19 protein-coding genes are annotated in these 19380 nt (G+C 64.7%); 13 read left to right on the top strand and 6 right to left on the bottom strand.

Annotated elements, in window-relative coordinates; genetic code table 11:
* Position 1: 1 nt before the first annotated feature.
* Together pcaF and hppD are read right to left on the bottom strand one after the other, a co-directional pair.
* Positions 2 to 1204 (bottom strand): 3-oxoadipyl-CoA thiolase, encoded by a 1203-nt coding sequence (pcaF, locus tag ABD928_RS09080; protein ID WP_187715446.1) that lies wholly within the window; start codon positions 1202 to 1204, stop codon positions 2 to 4.
* Positions 1205 to 1291: 87 nt separating this feature from the next.
* Positions 1292 to 2377: a 4-hydroxyphenylpyruvate dioxygenase gene (gene hppD, locus ABD928_RS09075; RefSeq protein ID WP_345168104.1), complete on the bottom strand. Its 1086-nt coding sequence runs from the start codon at positions 2375 to 2377 to the stop codon at positions 1292 to 1294.
* Positions 2378 to 2455: 78 nt separating this feature from the next.
* Here hppD and ABD928_RS09070 point away from each other — a divergent pair, with 78 nt between their 5' ends.
* Together ABD928_RS09070 and ABD928_RS09065 are read left to right on the top strand one after the other, a co-directional pair.
* Positions 2456 to 2719 (top strand): 4a-hydroxytetrahydrobiopterin dehydratase, encoded by a 264-nt coding sequence (locus ABD928_RS09070; RefSeq protein WP_187715447.1) that lies wholly within the window; start codon positions 2456 to 2458, stop codon positions 2717 to 2719.
* Positions 2719 to 3204, top strand: a complete 486-nt coding sequence (locus tag ABD928_RS09065; RefSeq protein WP_187715448.1) for a hypothetical protein — start codon at positions 2719 to 2721, stop codon at positions 3202 to 3204. Before ABD928_RS09070 ends, ABD928_RS09065 begins: the two co-directional genes overlap by 1 nt.
* Before the next feature lie 3 nt (positions 3205 to 3207).
* Here ABD928_RS09065 and ABD928_RS09060 read toward each other — a convergent pair whose 3' ends face one another.
* Together ABD928_RS09060 and ABD928_RS09055 are read right to left on the bottom strand one after the other, a co-directional pair.
* Positions 3208 to 4212, bottom strand: a complete 1005-nt coding sequence (locus tag ABD928_RS09060; RefSeq protein ID WP_187715449.1) for an acyltransferase family protein — start codon at positions 4210 to 4212, stop codon at positions 3208 to 3210.
* A 92-nt stretch (positions 4213 to 4304) separates the two neighbouring features.
* Entirely contained in the window at positions 4305 to 5303 is a 999-nt protein-coding gene (locus ABD928_RS09055) for an MBL fold metallo-hydrolase (protein ID WP_345168100.1), read from the bottom strand.
* Between the two features lie 304 nt (positions 5304 to 5607).
* On the opposite strand from ABD928_RS09055, the gene ABD928_RS09050 reads away from it, so the two are divergent.
* Positions 5608 to 6384 carry a phenylalanine 4-monooxygenase gene (locus ABD928_RS09050; RefSeq protein WP_187715451.1) on the top strand — a complete coding sequence of 259 codons (777 nt, stop codon included), beginning with the start codon at positions 5608 to 5610 and terminating at the stop codon, positions 6382 to 6384.
* A 100-nt stretch (positions 6385 to 6484) separates the two neighbouring features.
* Positions 6485 to 7183: a VIT1/CCC1 transporter family protein gene (locus ABD928_RS09045; protein WP_345168098.1), complete on the top strand. Its 699-nt coding sequence runs from the start codon at positions 6485 to 6487 to the stop codon at positions 7181 to 7183.
* A gap of 14 nt (positions 7184 to 7197) precedes the next feature.
* Here ABD928_RS09045 and ABD928_RS09040 read toward each other — a convergent pair whose 3' ends face one another.
* Positions 7198 to 7422 carry a hypothetical protein gene (locus tag ABD928_RS09040; RefSeq protein ID WP_187715453.1) on the bottom strand — a complete coding sequence of 75 codons (225 nt, stop codon included), beginning with the start codon at positions 7420 to 7422 and terminating at the stop codon, positions 7198 to 7200.
* Positions 7423 to 7525: 103 nt separating this feature from the next.
* Here ABD928_RS09040 and ABD928_RS09035 point away from each other — a divergent pair, with 103 nt between their 5' ends.
* Positions 7526 to 8041, top strand: coding sequence for a flavin reductase family protein (locus ABD928_RS09035; RefSeq protein ID WP_223276533.1), 516 nt, complete (start codon positions 7526 to 7528; stop codon positions 8039 to 8041).
* Here ABD928_RS09035 and ABD928_RS09030 read toward each other — a convergent pair.
* Positions 8038 to 8994 carry a DUF808 domain-containing protein gene (locus ABD928_RS09030; RefSeq protein ID WP_345168095.1) on the bottom strand — a complete coding sequence of 319 codons (957 nt, stop codon included), beginning with the start codon at positions 8992 to 8994 and terminating at the stop codon, positions 8038 to 8040. The two genes, ABD928_RS09035 and ABD928_RS09030, sit on opposite strands and share 4 nt — an antisense overlap.
* A 114-nt stretch (positions 8995 to 9108) precedes the next feature.
* Between ABD928_RS09030 and serS the strand changes: the two genes are divergently transcribed.
* The 8 genes from serS to ABD928_RS08990 all read left to right on the top strand — a co-directional run bounded on the left by serS (position 9109) and on the right by ABD928_RS08990 (position 19350).
* A complete protein-coding gene (gene serS / locus ABD928_RS09025) occupies positions 9109 to 10368 on the top strand; it encodes a serine--tRNA ligase (RefSeq protein ID WP_345168093.1) in 1260 nt (419 codons plus the stop codon).
* 65 nt (positions 10369 to 10433) lie between these two features.
* Positions 10434 to 11063 (top strand): alpha/beta hydrolase, encoded by a 630-nt coding sequence (locus ABD928_RS09020; protein WP_187715455.1) that lies wholly within the window; start codon positions 10434 to 10436, stop codon positions 11061 to 11063.
* Between the two features lie 49 nt (positions 11064 to 11112).
* Positions 11113 to 11913 carry a lipase family alpha/beta hydrolase gene (locus ABD928_RS09015; RefSeq protein WP_345168091.1) on the top strand — a complete coding sequence of 267 codons (801 nt, stop codon included), beginning with the start codon at positions 11113 to 11115 and terminating at the stop codon, positions 11911 to 11913.
* Between the two features lie 86 nt (positions 11914 to 11999).
* Entirely contained in the window at positions 12000 to 12695 is a 696-nt protein-coding gene (locus ABD928_RS09010) for an ImuA family protein (RefSeq protein ID WP_345168089.1), read from the top strand.
* A complete protein-coding gene (locus tag ABD928_RS09005) occupies positions 12619 to 14130 on the top strand; it encodes a DUF6504 family protein (protein WP_345168087.1) in 1512 nt (503 codons plus the stop codon). Before ABD928_RS09010 ends, ABD928_RS09005 begins: the two co-directional genes overlap by 77 nt.
* A gap of 50 nt (positions 14131 to 14180) precedes the next feature.
* Positions 14181 to 17420: an error-prone DNA polymerase gene (locus ABD928_RS09000; protein WP_345170178.1), complete on the top strand. Its 3240-nt coding sequence runs from the start codon at positions 14181 to 14183 to the stop codon at positions 17418 to 17420.
* 101 nt (positions 17421 to 17521) lie between these two features.
* Entirely contained in the window at positions 17522 to 19000 is a 1479-nt protein-coding gene (locus tag ABD928_RS08995; RefSeq protein ID WP_187715458.1) for a PAS domain-containing sensor histidine kinase, read from the top strand.
* A complete protein-coding gene (locus ABD928_RS08990) occupies positions 18997 to 19350 on the top strand; it encodes a response regulator (RefSeq protein WP_345168085.1) in 354 nt (117 codons plus the stop codon). The genes ABD928_RS08995 and ABD928_RS08990 overlap by 4 nt, the downstream gene beginning before the upstream one ends.
* Positions 19351 to 19380 lie beyond the last annotated feature (30 nt).

Here is a 19380-nt window from a genome sequence, read left to right as displayed (position 1 = left end):
ATTACACCCGTTCGATGGCTAGCGCGATGCCCTGCCCGACGCCGATGCACATGGTCGCGAGGCCTAGCTTTCCGCCGCTGCGCTGAAGCTCCTCGGTCGCGGTGAGCGCGAGGCGCGCGCCGGACATTCCGAGCGGATGGCCGAGAGCGATGGCGCCGCCGTTCGGATTCACGCGGGAATCGTCGTCGGCAATGCCGAGCTGACGAAGGACGGCGAGGCCCTGAGCCGCGAATGCCTCGTTGAGTTCAATCACGTCGAAGTCGCTAACCTTGATGCCGAGACGCTTCGCCAGCTTCTCGGTGGCCGGCGCCGGACCGATACCCATGATGCGCGGCGGAACGCCGGCGACTGCGCCGCCGAGAATGCGGGCGCGGGGCGTCAGGCCGTTCCGCCTTGCCGCCTCTTCCGAAGCGATGATGAGCGCAGCCGCGCCATCGTTGACGCCGGAAGCATTGCCCGCCGTCACCGTGCCGTCCGGGCGAACGATCGGCTTCAGCTTGCCGAGCGCTTCGAGCGTGGTTGCGCGGGGATGCTCGTCGCGGTCGACGATGACCGGATCGCCCTTACGCTGCGGGATTTCGACGCCGACAATTTCGGCAGCGAGGCGGCCGTTAGCCTGCGCGGCGGCGGCCTTTTCCTGGCTGCGGAGCGCAAAGGCGTCCTGGTCTTCGCGGCTGATCTGGAAGTCCTGCGCGACGTTCTCGCCGGTGCTCGGCATGGTGTCATCGCCGTAGGCTGACTTCATCTTCGGATTGACGAACCGCCAGCCGATCGTGGTGTCGTACATCTCCGCATTGCGGTCGAAGGCGCTGGTCGCCTTGGCCATGACGAAAGGCGCGCGGCTCATACTCTCGCTTCCGCCCGCGATGATCAAATCGCCCTCGCCGCTTCGGATCGCCCGCGCCGCCATTGCTACAGCGTCGAGGCCGGAGCCGCACAAGCGGTTGAGCGTCACGCCGCCCGAGCTGTCCGGCAGCCCGGCGAGCAGCCCCGCCATTCGCGCAAGGTTGCGATTGTCCTCGCCCGCCTGGTTGGCGCAGCCGTAGATCACGTCGTCCAGCTCGCCCCAATCGACGCCCGGATTGCGGTCGATCAGCGCCTTGATCGGGATCGCGGCGAGGTCGTCAGCGCGAACGGACGAAAGGGCTCCCGCATAGCGCCCGATCGGCGTGCGGATGGCGTCGCAAATGAAAGCCTCGGTCATTCTATCTCCTCGTCATCGCGAGGAGAGCAGCGACGTGGCGATCCAGCTGGATTGCTTCGCTTTGCTCGCAATGACGGCAATTCTTGATCAGATTACCCCGCGGCGCATCTGATCGAGTTCGATGCTCTCGAACAGCGCCTTGAAGTTGCCCTCGCCGAAGCCCTCGTTGCCCTTGCGCTGGATGATCTCGAAGAAGATCGGCCCGATCACGTTCTGGGTGAAGATCTGCAGCAGCAGGCCCTGACCTTCGGTCGGCGCGCCATCCATCAGGATTCGGCGCTTCTCCAGCTCCGCGACATTCTCGTCATGGCCCTGGATGCGCTCGGGAAGCATCTCGTAATAGGTGTCGGGCGTGTCCTGGAACGGAATGCCGCGGCCGCGGATGATGTCGACGCTCTGGTAGATGTCGGTCGTCCCCAGCGCGATGTGCTGGATGCCCTCGCCCTTATACTCGCGGAGGAATTCCTCGATCTGGCTCTTGTCGTCCTGGCTCTCGTTCAGCGGGATGCGAATCTTGCCGCAGGGGCTGGTCATTGCCTTCGAGAACAGGCCGGTCACCTTCCCTTCGATGTCGAAGTAGCGGATCTCGCGGAAGTTGAAGAGCCGCTCATAGAAGTCGGCCCAGGTCGCCATGTTGCCGCGGTTCACGTTGTGCGTGAGGTGGTCGATATAAGTGAGCTTGGAGTCCGCGTCGGCCATCCGCTGCTGCCAGTCGGGATGGAAATCGAAGTCGACCTCGTAGATCGACTGGTCGCCGTAGCGGTCGACGAAAAACAGGCGCGATCCGCCAATGCCCTCGATCGCCGGAATGTCGAGCTCTCCGTCGCCGCTCTTTACCTCGACATTCTTGGCGCCGAGCTTGAGCGCGCGCGCATGCGCGGCGTTGGCATCCTTGACCCGGAAAGCCATGGCGCAGGCGCTCGGCCCGTGCGCCCTGGCATATTCCTCGGCGTAGCTGCCCGGTTCGGCATTGATGACGAAATTGCAGTCGCCCTGCTTGTGCAGCGTGACGTTCTTGCTCTTGTGCCGGGCCACTTCGGGGAAGCCCATCCTGGTGAAAAGCGAGCGCAAAAGCTCAATGTCGGGCGCGGTATATTCGACGAACTCGAAGCCGTCGGTGCCCATCGGGTTTTCGAGGCCCAGCGGACCCTTTTCCGCGACTTGCGTAGCCATTGGATTCTCCTTTGCGGCCCAACTGCTCCCCCGGCCGTTCCATTGCAAGGTTCGGCCGGCGCGGCGTACGCTCGGCCGATGAGCAGCGAAGCGCCAGACGGCTGGACATATGAGGATGGCGGCAAGGCCATCGTCCGCACTTTTAAGTTCAAGGATTTCAGCGAGGCGTTCGGCTTCCTAAGCCGCGTCGCGCTGCTCGCGGAAAAAGTCGATCATCACCCGGAATTCACCAGCGTCTGGAACCGCGTCGACTTCCGACTGACCAGTCACGACGCGGGCGGGGTGACGGAGCGCGACATCAAGCTAGCTCTGAAGATCAATGCACTTGCGGGGGAATCATGATGCGAATGATCATTGCCGGGCTTCTGACGCTGTTTGCCACACCGGCCCTGGCCGGCGTCCATCCGCCGGAGGTCGAGAAGCAGCTGGCGTTCATTGTAGGCGACTGGACGATCAAGGGCCTGGAAGCGAACTACCGCGACCATTGCTCGTGGTTTGACGCGAACAGCTTCGTCGTCTGCGACACCACCGACCAGCGCAAGGCCAATCACCACAGCATCGCCGTCCTCGGCTGGTCGGCCGCCGACAATCGCTACACCTACCAGCAGTATGACGACTCCGGCCGGGGCCGCACCGAGCCCTGCTACGCCAACGATCGGAAGGGCCTTACCTGCCTCGGCCAGGCAACGACCAAGGACGGACTGGTGCAAACGCGCAGCTACATCTGGCCCACCGAGACCGGCCTTGGCATCCGGCAGGAGAAATCGGTCAACGCCGGTCCTTGGACCGATGTCGGAGAGGTCGCCTACATCCGGCGCGGGAAGTAGCGCCTAACGCAAATCGAGATCGGCCTGTGCCGGGTGCAAGGGCCGGGCCTTGATCCAGTTCGAGACGCGGTGTCCGATGCGGGCGCACGGCTTTTCGATCAGGAAGTAGGACGCCGCAACGACGACCGGCAGCAGCATGATCGGCGGCGGGCCGAGGGGGTAGACGTCAGTCCACGTCAGGAACAGCTGCTGCCAAAGGTAGAGGCTGTAGGAGCATAGGCCGACCGCGTTGAGGGGCGTGCTCTCCAATACCCGCCGGATCAGCGGCAATTCGCGCGACGCGAACAGGATGTACGGCACCGCGAGCGGAGTCAGGACCTGGAGCCGGGGCGCCTCGAGCGGCGGCAGGAACACGGCCGCGGCCGCGACGAGCCAGGCCCAATACGATGCATGCTTGGCGATCCACGCCTTCACATCATCGTTGCAGGCGTAGAGCGCACCGGCCGCGATGCAGGCAAAGGCCAGCCAGTTGCTGTGATCGTGGGCCGGCAGAAGCAGATAGGCCGTCAACAGCACGGCGATCAGCCCCACGAGAAATCCGGTCCGTCGAGGGAGAATCGTCAGAAGCAGGGGCCAGGCGAGGTAGAATTGCTCCTCGACCGCCAGCGACCAGGTGTGGGCCACCCACCATTCACAGTCGGTCAGGCCCGTATTGCAGGTGAACAAGGCCGAATTGGCGATCGTCGACGGATTGAACGTGATGACGCCGAGCCGGCGGAGCAAGAGCAGCCCGATGAAATAGGCAAACAAGGGCGGCAGGATGCGAAAGGCGCGCCGGGCATAGAACGCCGGGATGCTGATTCCTCCGCGCGCTTCTTCTTTCAGCAGCAGTGTCGTGATGATGTAGCCGCTGATGACGAAGAAAATCTGCACCCCGATCTCGGCGAGCGGCTGGGCAAGCCGCGGGATCGGCGGCGGCGTGCCGAAATGATAGCCGAGCGCGTGCGACGCGACGACGCAGAGGACGGCGACGCCCCGATACCCGTCGATCAGACGATCACGCTGCAAGCGATGCCCCCCGGAAACCCATCATCAGGATACGCAGGTTCAGCAGGGTGTCCAATGACGATGAACGAGCCAATTCCCTGAAAGGGACGGTCCTATTTATGAAAGGAGCGGACGGCGCGGGCCGGGGTGACGTGGGGAACGACGATCTTCCCGGCGCGCTTGAGCGCCTTGGTCATCGATGTGAAGACGAATCCCGCGACGGCCTGGCTGCCCAGCACTTCGCGTGACGGCCCGGGCTGAAGGTCGTCGAGCGGATGCCGTGCGAGCATCTGCTTCCGGGTCAGGCCCTGGTCGATCAGGAGGGCGATGCGCTTCCGAACCTCTCGCATCCGGTCGAGGCTTTTCTGCACGTCGGCCTTCCTGGCGAGCGGGCCGTGACCCGGCACGATGAGCGTGTTGTCGTCGGCAAGCTTGAGGAGAAGTTCCTCGGCGGCGATGTAGCCGTCGATGTCGCTGTTCTCCATGTAGGGGAAGGTGCCGTTCACGAAGATGTCGCCGGTGTGAATGACGTTGGCGCGGGGAAAGACCGTGATGGTATCGCCTTCGGTATGGGCGGGCGGCGTATGGATCAGACGCACTTGCTCCCCGTCGAAACGCAAGGTCAGCGCATTTTCAAAGGTGACCTGCGGCGCATCGCCGCGGCGGCGCGAGTGCCAGGAGGAGGCTTCGGCGAGGTAATTCCAGATGCTTCCGTGCCCGATGATGATCGCGCCATCGTCGAACAACTGCGAGTTGGCGCAGGCGTGGTCGAAATGGCCGTGGGAATCGACAACCAGGCGGACGCGTGGGTCCTTCAGATCGGGAAGCGCGGCGCGTTCCTTGCCCACCATTTCGGGATGCCCGGGATCGACGAGAAGGACTCCGTCGTCGCCGACGAGAGCGGTCGTGTTACCTTGAACCAGGTCGGTCCCGTAGGCGCTCAGCATATAGACATTGTTACGCAGCGGGGTCGCCCGGACGTGAGCGCGCCAGAACATCAGGTTGCGGTCGACGCAGACCCCGTGGCGGGGCATCAAATATAATGTGCCGAGCGCGCCGAAGGCCGCAACGGCAAGCGCCGCGAGCATGACTCGCCTTCGCTTCAATATCATGACGCCACCCCTCACACCCGGGGCGGAACATAAGTCTAAGCCGTTAAGAAGGCTACACGGGGGGGCGTGCGCGCAATGAGCCCGCTTGCGGTAGGAGGAGGAGTTGTTGACGCCAGCGCTTGGCCATTGCCCGTTCATCCGGGACGTGAGATACGAGCAGCATGAATCGCCTGACGATCAGCGCTGTCTATTATTACCCCGACGAGGTTGGGATCGGCTGACGCGCGCCTAGTTCAGACGACCAACCTCGACCCGCTCGGCAATCGCCCGGCGGGTTTTTTATTGCCCTTCGAAAGGAACGAGCATGCTTCAGGAGACGATCAGCGAGGACCAGCCAGCGAAGCACTGGCAGGACTATGTCGTTCCGCAATGCTGGGAGGCATTCACCAACGACGATCACGCGGTGTGGGACCTGCTGTTCGCGCGACAGGTCGAGCTGCTCGGGTCGCGGGTGGTGTCGCCGTTCCTCGACGGGATCGACTTGCTCCGGCTGTCGCATCCGGGCGTTCCCGACGTCGAGGGCCTGAACGCGATCCTGACCCCACGAACCGGGTGGCGGGTGGTGGCGGTGCCGGGGCTGGTTCCGGACGACATCTTCTTCGCCATGCTGGCGGAGCGCGTGTTCCCGGTCGGCAATTTCATCCGGACGCGGGCGCAGCTCGACTATCTCGAAGCGCCAGACTGTTTCCACGACATGTTCGGGCACATCCCGATGCTTGCGCATCACGACTTCGCCGAGATGGCCGAGCACATGGGGCGGCTGGGCACGATTGCCTGTGCTGCGGGCCACGGCGAGCGGGCGGCGCGGCTGTACTGGCACACGGTCGAGTTCGGGCTGGCCCGTGAGAACGGTGAGCTGAAGATCCTCGGCGCCGGGCTCGCTTCCAGCTTCGGCGAAGCGCATTTCAGCTTGGAGAGTGACGAGGTCGAGCGCTTGCCCTTCTCGATCGAGCGAGCGGTGCGCACGGCGTACAAGCACGACGCCTTCCAGCCGCGCTACCTCGTCTCGCAATCGCTTGATGAAACCGTCGCCGACGTGCTGGCGATGGATCAAGAGCGATTGGTGTCCGATGAAGGCTGACCGAACTCCCTGAGCAGGCGGGATATCGGGACTTGTTCGGACTGACTCGGGCGCGACTTCGTGGTGAGCAGTCACGACCAGCCGGCACAAGGGAAGAGCGTTGGCGCGAAAAACCCTGCTTAGCGAGCTTCGCGACTATTTCCAGGAACGGAGCTCGCGGCGCGCCTGGGCGCTCGCCGCGCAGGACGGGATCATTGCCACTGCCAGCATCCTGCTCGGCTTTGCCGGGGCCGGCGCGGGGGACAGGACCCTTCTGCTGGCCGCGAGTGCCGCAACGGTCGCCGGAATGCTCAGCGCCGGCGGAGCGGCATGGTCGCAGGCGGCGGCGGAACGGGAAGCGGAACTGAGCGCAATCCGGGAGGAGAAGGCGGGCTTCGATGAGGATGAAGGCGTCGATACCGTCGATATCGCAGATTATTACGAAAAGAAGGGGCTGAGCCGCGACCTGGCGGAACGGGTCGCCGCCCAGCTCATGGTTCGCTCGCCGTTGAAGGCGGCGCTGGAGACCGAACACGGAATCCTGGTACTCACATCGCGGGCGGAGGTGATGTTCACCGGCATCGGATGCTCGCTGGCTTTTGCGTTCGGCGCCAGCATTCCGTTCGCGCTGACCTTCCTGCTTCCGGTCAGCATCGAGACTTGGGTGATCGTTCTCTCGGTGCTCGTCTCGCTGACATTGATTTCGATCGCCGGGGCGCGGGCGGGATACATGGACGTTCGCAATACGGTGGTTCGAACGCTGACGGTCGGCCTGATCACGGTCAGCGCCACGTATTTGCTGGGAGAGGTGGCCTTCTAGAGATCGCGAAGGGATCAGCTGCTGGCGAGGGAGCGCCGCTGCCACCTGCGCAGCGCAACGATGGTCCAGACAATCTCGATCACGCCGAATGGCCAGGCGCCCTGGAGGAAGCCGTAGATGGACCCGAGCGCCGATCCGAAGGCAAAGCCCAGGATCCACCCGGTCGCGCGATCTTCCAGCGCGTAGCAGACCAGAGTGAACGAGACCGCGGCAAAGCCGAACCAGGTGAGTGCGTCCATGCCAGTGCTCCCCGCGCCGCCGTGGACCCAATTCTGCGATTTGCCAATTCACCTGTTCCTATCATGTGGCGCACCGGGACGGGGCTGGTATAGCCGCCATTCGATGGCCGACGACGAAGTGCTCCGCGAATATCGTACCGGGTCCGACCCGCGCACCTTGCGCGACGCCCTCGGCTGCTTCGCGACAGGCGTGACGGTCGTCACCTGTTTTGACGAGAACGGGGGCCCGGTCGGCTTCACTGCCAACAGCTTCACCTCGGTGTCGCTCGATCCGCCGCTGCTGCTGGTCAATGTGCACAAGCACGCCGCCTGTGCCGCTGGCCTCACGAATGCCCAGCACTTCGCGGTCAACGTGCTCCAGACCGGTCAGCAGCCCGCCTCCATCCGCTTCTCGACGCGGCAGGAGGATCGGTTCGGAGCCAACGACTGGTCACGAGGCGAATTCGGGGCGCCCGTGCTCCAGGAATCGCTCGGCGTGTTCGAGTGCGAGCGGTATGCGGTCCATGACGGCGGCGATCACCACATCCTGGTCGGCCACGTGGTGAAGGCGAGCTTCAACCCCGAGCTCGACCCGCTGCTATACTTCCGCGGCCGGTACCGCCGCCTGCATTTCGACTAGTCGACGATCAGCTCTTCCGGGTGCTTCACGAAGCGCCTGACGGCGAGCACGATAATTCCGCCAACGATCAGGCCGGCAATGGCCGAACCCACCGCGTAGATGAACCATTCAAGCACCGGCCCCATGAGGCCGACCGCCTCGCCTGCACGCTCGGACCAGTCGTGAAGCGTATGCGGGACGACTTCGAGGATGTGCAGCTCCTCGAGGCCATGGAGGATGATGCCGCCGCCCACCCAGAGCATGGCCCCGGTGCCGATCAGCGACAGGGCGGTCAGCATTTTCGGGACGAAATGAACGAGCGCCTCACCGATTCGTCGGCTTGCGGGATTGCTCCGCTGCGCAAGATGCAGGCCGATATCGTCGAGCTTCACGATGAGCGCGACCAGCCCGTAGACGCCGCCGGTGATCGCCAGCGCAACGACGACAAGCGCGAAGGCCGTAGTGGCCAAGCTCAAATGATCGAGGCTGGCGAGCGCGATTGCCATGATTTCCGCCGACAGGATGAAATCGGTACGGATTGCGCCCTTCACCTGCATCGCCTCCAGATCGGCCGGATCGGCCATGGCATCGACCAGCTCCTCCTCGTGATGATGGTCGTGAAGGACGAGCTCGGCGATCTTCTCGGTCGCCTCGAACGCGAGATAGGAGCCGCCGATCATCAGCAACGGGACGATCAGGAAAGGCGCGAAGGCAGTCAGCAGCAGGGCCGCCGGGAGCAGGATCAGCAGCTTGTTGCGCAAGCTCCCGACCGCGATCTTGCCGATGATAGGCAGCTCGCGCTCTGGCGCCAGGCCGACCACGTAGCGGGGGGTAACCGCCGTATCGTCGATGACGACACCGGCGGCCTTGGTGCTCGCCTTGCCCGCCGCGCCGGCCACGTCATCGAGCGAGGAAGCGGCGAGCTTGGCGATAGTGGCGACGTCGTCGAGAAGCGCAATCAAACCTGAAGGCATGTCTGCCGCTTACCCGTCATTGCGAGGAGCGCAAGCGACGAAGCAATCCAGTGACGCGAGGTGGATTGCTTCGCTCCGCTCGCAATGACGAAAAGGTTTCGCTAACGCCCCCCCATGCTGGGACTGGATTTCATCAGGGCCAATCGCGAGGCGGTCGAGCGGGCGATCGAGGTCAAGAACGTCGACATTCGTGTCGGAGACCTCCTGACCCTCGATGGCGAAGTGCGCTCGCTGAAGACCGAGATCGAGGCGCTTCGGGCGGAGCGGAATGCGATCAGCGCCCGGTTCAAGGACGTTGCTCCCGAAGAACGGGCCGAGCTTGGTCGGCAGGCGAAGGACGCCGGCGCCCGCGCCAGCGAGCTGGAAAACGACCTGGCCGAGAAGCAGGGCGTGTTGACCGGCCTGCAGATGCGCCTTCCGAATATCCCGTGGGAAGGCGCGCCGATCGGGCCGGACGAGAGCTACAACACGGTCGTTCGAACGGAAGGCGCGGTTCCGGCGTTCGATTTCGAACCGCTCGACCATGTTGCCCTGATCGAGAAGAACGACTGGGCCGACCTGTTGCGGATCGTGCAGGTGTCGGGGTCGCGGCAATATTGCCTCAAGGGGCGTCTGGCGTTGCTCGAGACCAAGCTGATGGGCTGGGCGCTAGACCGCATTGCCGAGGCCGGCTTCACACCAATTACGGTGCCGTCGATGGCGCGCGAGCAGGCGTTCCTCAATCAGGGTCAGTTCCCCGGTCACGTCGAGGAGACCTATGCGCTGCCGAACGATGATCTTTACCTCGCCGGCACCGCCGAGGTCGCGCTGACCTCACTTCACTCGGGCGAGATCATCGAGGCCGACAAGCTGCCGGTGCTCTACGCCGGCTATTCGCCCTGCTTCCGTCGTGAAGCGGGAAGCGCGGGCAAGGACGTTCGCGGGCTCCTGCGCGTTCACCAGTTCATCAAGGTGGAGCAATACGTCATCTGCGAAGCGGACGACGCCCAGTCGGCGTCTTGGCACGCGCGGTTGCTGGAGCTTGCCGAGAGCATGCTGCAGGCGCTGGAAATCCCCTACCAGGTGATCGAAACGTCGACCGGCGACATGGGCCTTGGCAAGTTCCGCATGAACGACATCGAGAGCTGGGTGCCGAGCCTCGGCAAGTATCGCGAGACGCATAGCTGTTCGACCCTGCACGACTGGCAGGCCCGGCGCGCGAACATCCGCTACCGCGGCAGCGACGGGAAGGTGCGGTTCGCGCACACGCTCAACAATACGGCGCTGGCCAGCCCGCGGATCCTGGTGCCGCTGCTGGAGAACCACCAGACCGAGGACGGCCGCGTGAAATTGCCCAGGGCTTTGCAGGCCCTGCTCGGGGGCGAGTTCCTCTGAGGTATCGCTTCGAAGGCGACGACCGGCCGCCTCCGGCATGGCGCCGATATCATGAAGCGGGATCCTTGTTCGCGCGATTCTGGCACGGTTTCGGACATCTGCGCCCGCGTGGACCCGTCGATGGGCCGCCAGCACTGGTCATTCCCGGCTTCATCGCCACCGACCGGACGACGCTGGCATTGCGCAAAGCTCTCGCCGAGGCGGGGTGGCGCGTTCATGGCTGGGAGCTTGGCTGGAATCGGGGCGCGCGCGCCGATACCATTCGCTGCCTGAAGTCGCGCCTCGACGCGATCTCCACGCAGCCGATTCTTCTCGTCGGCTGGAGCCTCGGCGGGGTTTTTGCCAGGGAGCTTGCACGTGAACATCCTGAGCGCGTGAGAGCGGTCGTGACCCTCGGATCCCCTTTCTCCGGCGATCCGCACCAGAACAACGTATGGCGCCTCTATGAGCGCGTGGCCGGGCACAAGGTGGACGCTCCGCCACTACCGCGGATCACCGAAAAGCCGCCGGTCCCGCATCTTGCGGTCTGGTCCCGCCGCGACGGAATCGTCGCTCCCCGCTCAGCCCGAGGCCTGGAGCACGAACGGGATGACGCCGTTGAGCTTCAGTGCACCCACATGGGCTTCGGTGTTTCGTCGCGGGCCGTTCGAGAGGTAGTACTGGAAATCGACAGGTTCCTGAAAAGTCACGAGTAATTCGCGGAAGTATATTGTTCCGGCAACGCAAGGACCTCATATTGATGGCATGAGTTGGCGAAAAGCTCCTGCGCCGATCGGGCCAGCGGCCGGCAACGAACTCGCTCATCCCGACGATCTTGCGCCGCCGGTCTGGCACCGCATGCGCGAGATGGCCTGGCGCTTGCCGCGTGTCCTGGCGGGTCTCGGTCCGCTCGGTCCGCGTGGACCGGAGGACGGGCCGCCAGCGCTGGTCATTCCGGGCTTCCTTGCCACGGACCGGACGACGATGGACCTTCGACGGGCCTTGGCGCGTGCCGGATGGCGGGTTCATCCGTGGCTTTTGGGGCTCAACACCGGGGCCAAGAAAGACACGCTGAAGCTCCTCGAAAAACGCCTCAACGAGATCGGGAAAGGCAAGCCGGTGCTGGTCGTCGGCTGGAGCCTCGGCGGGATGTTCGCGCGCCAGCTTGCACATCGCTGCCCGAAGAAGGTGCGGGCGGTAGTGACGCTTGGCTCGCCGTTTTCCGGCAATCTCAAGACGAACACCAACGTTCGCGAATTTTACGAGCGGATCGCCGGCCACGACGTCAACGAGCCGCCGTTCCCGCACGTCCTGGACAAGCCGCCGGTGCCAACGCTGGCGCTGTGGTCACGGCGGGACGGGATCGTTGCGCCAAGCGCCGCGCGCGGGCTAGACCATGAGCGCGACAAGGCGGTGGAGATCGACAGCTATCACACCGGTTTTGCAGTGCATCGCCCGGTGCTGATGCAGATCGTCAACGAGATCCGGACGTTTCTTGCCGAGGCTGAAGGCTGGCCTCCCACTTTGCAGCCGCTGGTCGTCGCCGCGCCGTTTGCAAAGGCCTGATCCGCGCCGTTCGAGTCGCACGATTGACTCTTTCTCCTGACTCACGAGATAAAGAACAAAAGTAGAACATAGACGTTGCGAGTCGTGTGGTTGGAGGCCTTTCCCTGGTCGCCGGCGGCGGAAGCCGTGCGGCCGAAATTCACCAGCTCCCCAGCGGGCTGGGTGAACGCTGGCACTTGCCCGCGCCGCCCAGCCCCACCTTGTCGGAGCTTTTCGCAGGCTCGCCCCGCGATGCCGGCTGGGCGGGGTTCCTGCTGGCGCAGGCGGACCGCGCCAAGCCCGTGCTGTGGGTGCAGGACCGGATGGCGATCATCGAAAGCGGGCGAATCTATCCGCCGGGATTGGGTGGCGGCGAACTCATCCATGTCGAGGCGCGGGACGCGAAACTCGCGCTCTGGGCGATGGAGGAGGGGCTAAGATGCTCCGGCCTGTCCGGAGTGATCGGCGAGCTGTGGGGCGATCCCGCGGCGCTAGACTTCACCGCGACGCGGCGGCTCGCGGTAGCGGCGGAACGATCGCGCGTCCCATGCTGGCTGGTGCGGCTGGCGGCGACGCCGAACCTCAGCGGGGCGCGGATGCGCTGGCGGATCGCGAGCATGCCGAGCATCGCCAATCCGTTCGATCCGCGCGCGTCCGGCTCCCCGGCATGGGAAGCGGAGCTGTTCCGCGCGCGCGGGCATCAGCCCGGCCGCTGGGGCGTGGCGCATGAGGCGGGTGCTTTCCATCTGGCTACCGCACCTGGCCGTGGAACGCTGGGCGAGGTCGAGCGACTTCGGGCCTGATGATCCGGTCGTCCTGACGGTCGAGGGCACTCACGGGCCGATCATTCATGCCGTGACGCGAGCGGCAGCCGAACGTGGGGCCCGGGCGGGATCGCGGCTGACCGATGCGCGGGCGATCGACCCGGTGCTGATCGCGGTTCCGGCCGATCCGGCTGGCGACGAGGTGTTGGTCGAGCGGCTGGCACGCTGGGCCGGGCGCTGGTCGCCTTTGGTCGAAGTCGATGGGCCGAGTGCGTTGCGGCTGGACGTCACCGGCGTCGCCCATCTTTTCGGCGGCGAGCGCAGGCTGGTGGCGGACGTGCAGACGCGGTTTGCGGTCGCCGGACTGTCGACACGGGTGGCGATGGCGCCGACGGCTGCGGCCGCCTGGGCGCTGGCGCATTACGGCGATGCCGCCGCGGTGATCTGCGGCAAGGACACGGGCGCGAAGCTCGCCGACTTGCCGGTCGCGGCGCTCAGATTGCCGCCGGAAGCGACGCGGACGCTGGAACGGCTGGGGCTGAAGACCGTCGGCACATTGGCCGGCATCGAGCGGCGTTCGCTGGCTCGCCGGTTTCGCGAGGCGGACAATCCGGTCGATGCGCTCGACCGTGCGCTTGGCCGCAAGCCGGAACCGCTGACCGCCGTTCCTTCTCACCGCCCGCCGCGAGCCTTGCTCAAGCTGGAAGAGCCGGCGACGCATCCGGAAGCGCCGAGTCAGGCGCTCGAACGGCTGATCCCCGATCTCGTCCAGCAGCTACAGCGGCGGCACCTCGGTGCGCGGCGGCTGAGTCTGATCGGTTTCCGTGTCGACGGAAGCATCGGTGTCGCCTCGGTCGCGACCTCGATCCCAAGCCGCGAACCGAAACATCTTCAGCGCCTGATCGCCGACAAGGCTGCGGCGCTCGATCCCGGGTTCGGCTTCGACGCCTTTGCACTGGAAGCGAGTTGGGCGGAGGCTTTGTCGTCGGCGCAGGACAGCCTTGTCGGTGAGCCTTCGAGCGAACGTGAGGTCGCCCGGCTGGTCGACCGGCTCAGCGTAAAGCTGGGGCCGGACAAGGTGCGGCGGCCGCAGCCGCATGAGAGCCATCTGCCCGAGCGCGCCAGCGGTTGGCGTCCGGCGCTTGAGAAAGCGGAGCCGGTTGGGCCCGCACCGGCCTCAGCCAGGCCGCAGCGGATGCTCGACCGGCCTGAGGCGATCGCGGTCGTCTACGCCACCCCCGAAGGCGTACCGCGCCGCTTCGTCTGGCGCCGGGCAGTCCACGACATCGCCCGCGTCGAAGGGCCGGAGCGGATCGCTCCCGAATGGTGGCGGGAGCGGTCGACGGCACGGCTTCGCGATTACTACCGTGTCGAAGACCAGTCCGGCCGCCGCTACTGGATCTACCGCGAAGGCGTGATCGGCGACGGCCGCGGCGGCCTGCCCGAGTGGTACATGCACGGCCTGTTCGGCTGATGCCTGAGTATACCGGTTTTTCGCGACTGAAGCTGGTGCGGACTGGCGACATGCCGCCCGCGCCGGTCGAGAAGGCGCCCTATGTCGAACTAGGTGTCTCGACCCCCTTCTCCTTCCTGCGCGGCGCGTCGGACGCGATCGAGCTGACGCTGACGGCACTGCATCACGGCTACGACGCGATCGGGGTCGCCGACCGCAACACCCTATCCGGCGTCGTTCGCATGCACAGCGCCTGCGATGCGGCGGGGCTGACGCCGCTGATCGGTTGCCGGCTCGATCTCAAGGACGCGCCAAGCCTGCTCGCTTATCCGATCGACCGTGACGGCTACGGACGGCTGTCGAGCCTGCTCTCGCTGGGCAAGATGCGAGCCGACAAGGGAGAGTGCGACATCAGCCTTTCCGATGTCGCCGACCATGCCGAGGGCATCGCCTTCATCGCCTGGCCGCAGGACGATCTCGCTGATTTCGAACGGGAATTGCCGCGCCTGCGTGAAGCTTTGACGTCACTGCGTCACGTTGCTGCAAGCTGGCTTTATCGCGGCGACGACAATGCGCGGATCGAGCAGCTGGACCGCATCGTCCGCCGTCACGGCTGCACCATCCTCGCCACCAACGACGTCCATTATCACGCGCCCGACAAGCGCCCGCTCCAGGACGTGATGAGCTGCATTCGCGAGAAAGTGACGCTGACCACGGCGGGCTTTCTGCTCAACCCCAATGCCGAGCGGCACCTGAAGTCGCCCGAGGAAATGGCGCGGCTGTTCGCCCGCTGGCCGCACGCGATTTCGGCGACGCGCGAGTTCGCCGACAGCCTCCACTTCAGCCTCAACGAGCTTCGCTATGAATATCCTCGCGAGACGGTGCCGGAGGGACGGACCCCGCAGCAGCATCTCGAGCATCTGACCTGGGAAGGCGCGCGGCGGTTCTGGGGCGACAAGGTGCCGTACAAGGTGCTGAAGCAACTCAATTACGAGCTGCAGCTGATCGAGAAACTCGACTTCGCGCGCTACTTCCTGACGGTGAACGACATCGTCGCGTTCGCGCGTGGCCTCGATCCGCCGATCCTGTGCCAGGGGCGCGGGTCGGCCGCGAATAGCGCGGTCTGCTATTGCCTGGGGATTACCGCGGTCGATCCGGCGCTGAACGACCTCCTCTTCGAGCGCTTCATTTCGGAGGAGCGCCGCGAACCGCCCGACATCGACGTCGATTTCGAGCATGAACGGCGCGAGGAGGTGATCCAGCACATCTACGAAAAGTACGGCCGCGACCGCGCGGGGATTGCGGCGACGATCATCCATTACCGCCCGCGCTCGGCGATCCGCGAGGTCGGCAAGGTGATGGGCCTCAGCGAGGACGTCTGCGCGGCCATTGCCTCCAACTATTGGGGCAGCATGGAGGCCGAGGTCGCGGAGGAACGGGCGAAGGACGCCGGGCTTGACATGAACGACCCGCATTTGAAGCGCGTCATGAAGCTGGCCGAGCAAATGATTGGCATGCCGCGCCACCTTTCGCAGCATGTCGGCGGCTTCATCCTGACCGAGCGGCCACTGACCGAGACCGTCCCCATCGGCAACGGCGCGATGGACGACCGCACCTTCATCGAATGGGACAAGGACGACATCGAGGAACTCGGCATCCTCAAGATCGATGTGCTCGCGCTCGGCATGCTGACCTGCATCCGCAAATGCTTCGACCTGATCGATTTGCACGAAAGCGAGCGGTTCGAGCTGGCGACCGTCCCGCAGGAGGTGCCGGAGGTCTACGACATGCTGTGCAAGGGGGATTCGCTCGGCGTGTTCCAGGTCGAGAGCCGTGCGCAGATGAACATGCTGCCACGCCTGAAGCCCCGGAAATTCTACGATTTGGTGATCGAGGTCGCGATCGTCCGGCCTGGGCCGATCCAGGGCGATATGGTCCATCCCTATCTGAAGCGCCGCGCGGGCAAGGAGCCGGTGACCTTTCCTTGCCCCGATCCCGCGCATGGCGAGCCCGACGAGCTGGAAAAGATCCTTGGGCGGACGCTCGGCGTGCCGATCTTCCAGGAACAGGCGATGAAGATCGCGCTCGATGCGGCGAAGTTCAGCTCCGAAGAGGCGAACCAGCTGCGCAAGGCGATGGCCACCTTCCGCTCACGCGGGAACATCGACGTGCTTCAGGACAAGATGGTCGGGCGGATGATCGAGCGCGGCTACGATCCCGAGTTCGCCCAGCGCTGCTTCGACCAGATCAAGGGCTTCGGCGAATATGGCTTTCCCGAAAGCCATGCGGCGAGCTTTGCGCACCTCGTCTACGTATCGAGCTGGCTGAAGTGGAAATATCCGGCGGCGTTCGCGTGCGGGCTGCTCAATTCACAGCCGATGGGCTTCTACGCGCCGGCGCAGATTGTCCGCGACGCGAAGGAGCATGGGGTCGAAGTACGCGCGGTCGATGTGAACCACAGCGACTGGGACTGCACGCTGGAGGATGGTGCGCTGAGGCTCGGCTTTCGCCAGGTCGAAGGGCTGCATCGCGATGCGGTCGAGCGGCTGGAACGGGCGCGCGGATCGCGGCCTTACGACAGCGTCGAGGATTTGCGCACACGCGGCGGCGTGCCGGTGCATGCGATCCACCGGCTGGCGTCGGCCGATGCGTTTCGCTCCATCGCCCTCGATCGCCGCGCGGCGCTATGGGATGCGCGGGCGCTCAAGCAGGCGCCCGACCTGCCCCTGTTCATTGCCGCAGAAGCACGCGATGAAGGCGCTGAGCTAGTGCCCGCGAAGCTGCCGGCGATGCCGCTCAGCGAGCATGTCGTAAACGACTATCAGACGGTCCGCCTCAGCCTGAAAGCACACCCGATGGGCTTCCTTCGCGAGCGCTATGCCGCGCAGAAATTCATCACTGCCGACAAGCTTCCGCATGTCCGCGACGGCAAGCGCGTGTCGATGGCCGGGCTGGTGCTGATCCGGCAACGCCCGGGCAGCGCCAAGGGGGTCTGCTTCATCACGCTGGAGGACGAGACCGGCATCGCCAACCTCGTCGTCTGGCCCGACGTGTTCGACAAGCAGCGCAAGATCGTCATGGGCGCGCGGCTGATGTGCGTGCACGGGATCATTCAGAAGGACGTGGACGATGGCGTCATCCATCTCGTCGCGCGGAAGCTAGAAGATCACACTCACATGCTCCGCCATTTGAGCGACGAATTGATGCCTTCGACGCTCAACCAGGGCGACGGTGCGGGAAGCTGGCGGCCGCCCGCTGCGGCTCATCCTCGTGACGTTGACGTCATCCCCAAGTCACGGGATTTCCACTGAATTATTGATTCGTCGACGAAACGAGGTTTGACTCGCAGCCGACTACCCACCATCGTATACATTCGCCGTCGGTGCTGTGCCGCGTAGCGACGGAGTGAAACATGCCAGCGCGGCCCCCGGCCATCGATTTCGAAGCCCTTTTTGGCGCTTCTCCCAATCCCTACGTCTTGATGGCGCCCGACCTCACCATCGTCACGATGAACGACGCCTATCTGAAAACGACGATGCGCGAGCGCTCGGATATCGTTGGCAAGGCGATGTTCGAGGCTTTTCCAAGCGACCCGGATTCGGAAAGCCACCAGTCCCTGCGCAGCTCCCTCGAACGGGTGGTGCGGACCGGCCAGCGTGACGAGATCGCGCTCATCCGATACGACATCCAGCTGCCGTCGGGCGGCTATGAGGAACGCTATTGGAGCGCAACCCACACACCGCTGCTGGAAGACGGCAAGACGGCTTACATCCTGCAGCACACCGTCGACGTGACGGAGCTTCACCGGCTGCGCACCTTCGCCGCGGAGGCGGGCCATTATCATCGTGAAGAAGCGGGCGTTTTCCAGCGCGCGCACGCGGTTCAAGAAGCCTATCAAACCCTTGCGCAGGAAACGCAGCGCCTGCGCACCCTGTTCGAGCAGGCACCCGGGTTCATTGCCGTCATCACCGGTCCCGAACAGCGGTTCCAATTGGCCAACGCCGCCTATCAGCGGTTGGTGGGCGGCCGCGACGTTGTCGGCAAGACGGTTGCCGAGGCTCTGCCCGAAGTCGTGGACCAGGGCTTCGTCACCCTTCTCGATCAGGTGATCGCTACCGGGGAGCCCTATATCGGGCGAAGTGTCAGCGTCATGCTGGAAGCGGAAGGCGGACCGCTCGAAGAGCGCTTCCTCGACTTCATCTACCAGCCGATCAGCGCCGCCGATGGCGAGATCATCGGTGTCTTCGTCCAGGGTCACGACGTCACGGTTCAGCGCCGCGCCGAAGAGCACCAGCAGTTGCTCATCCACGAACTCAATCATCGCGTGAAGAATACCCTGTCAATCGTCCAGGCGCTCGCCATGCAGTCGTTCAACGATCGCGCCGACCCCGCTGTGGCAAGGCAGACGTTCGATGCACGATTGAACGCACTATCCGCCGCTCACAACCTCCTGACGACCAAGAACTGGGAGCGAGCCGGGCTGCTAGAGACGATCCGGACTTCGGTCGCTGCGACCGCCGGCGCGAACCTGTCGCGCGTTTCGATCCAGGGGCCAGACATTCTCATTGCACCGCAGACGGCCGTGTCGCTGGCAATGGCGATCCACGAGCTTTGCACCAACGCAATCAAATATGGGGCCCTGTCGAACGAGGACGGCCGGGTGGCCGTGCGATGGAGCGCTTCGCCGGGCGACGACGGGACGATCGGGCTGATCCTGGAATGGGAGGAGACCGGAGGTCCGCCCGTTGTCGTCCCATCGCGCCGCGGCTTCGGCACCCGCCTGATCGAACGCGGCCTGTCCGCCGAATTGCGCAGCGAGGTCGAGCTCGACTTCCGACCGTCCGGCCTCAAGTGCACGATCGTTGCGAAGCTGCCCGCAGTTTCCGAATGACGTTCGAGGGGGCGACGATCCTCATTCTTGAGGACGAACCGATCATCGGCCTTGCACTAGAGGACATGCTCGTACGCAGTGGAGCTTCGGTCCTGCATGCTTCGCGGATCGAGGAAGCACGCGATCTTGTAGAACTCAAGCACATCGACGCGGCAATTCTGGACGTAAACGTGCACGGAGCGATGAGCTACCCCATCGCAGACATGCTGGCGGAGCGCGCCATCCCGTTCATCTTCGCCACCGGGTATGGCGACCGCTCGCATCCGCCCCAGTTCGGCAAGGTGCCGACCGTGGCGAAGCCATACAGCGCGCATGACATCGAAAGCGCGTTCAGGGCCGATCGAGATTAACCCCGACTTTGCGCCGTAAGATGGGACGGG

Origin of the sequence: Sphingomonas daechungensis (assembly GCF_039543105.1) — a bacterium.
Classification (GTDB): Bacteria; Pseudomonadota; Alphaproteobacteria; order Sphingomonadales; family Sphingomonadaceae; genus Sphingomicrobium; species Sphingomicrobium daechungense.
The sequence above is the reverse complement of the archived record's forward strand: the minus strand, read 5'-3'. Positions and strand labels throughout refer to the sequence as shown.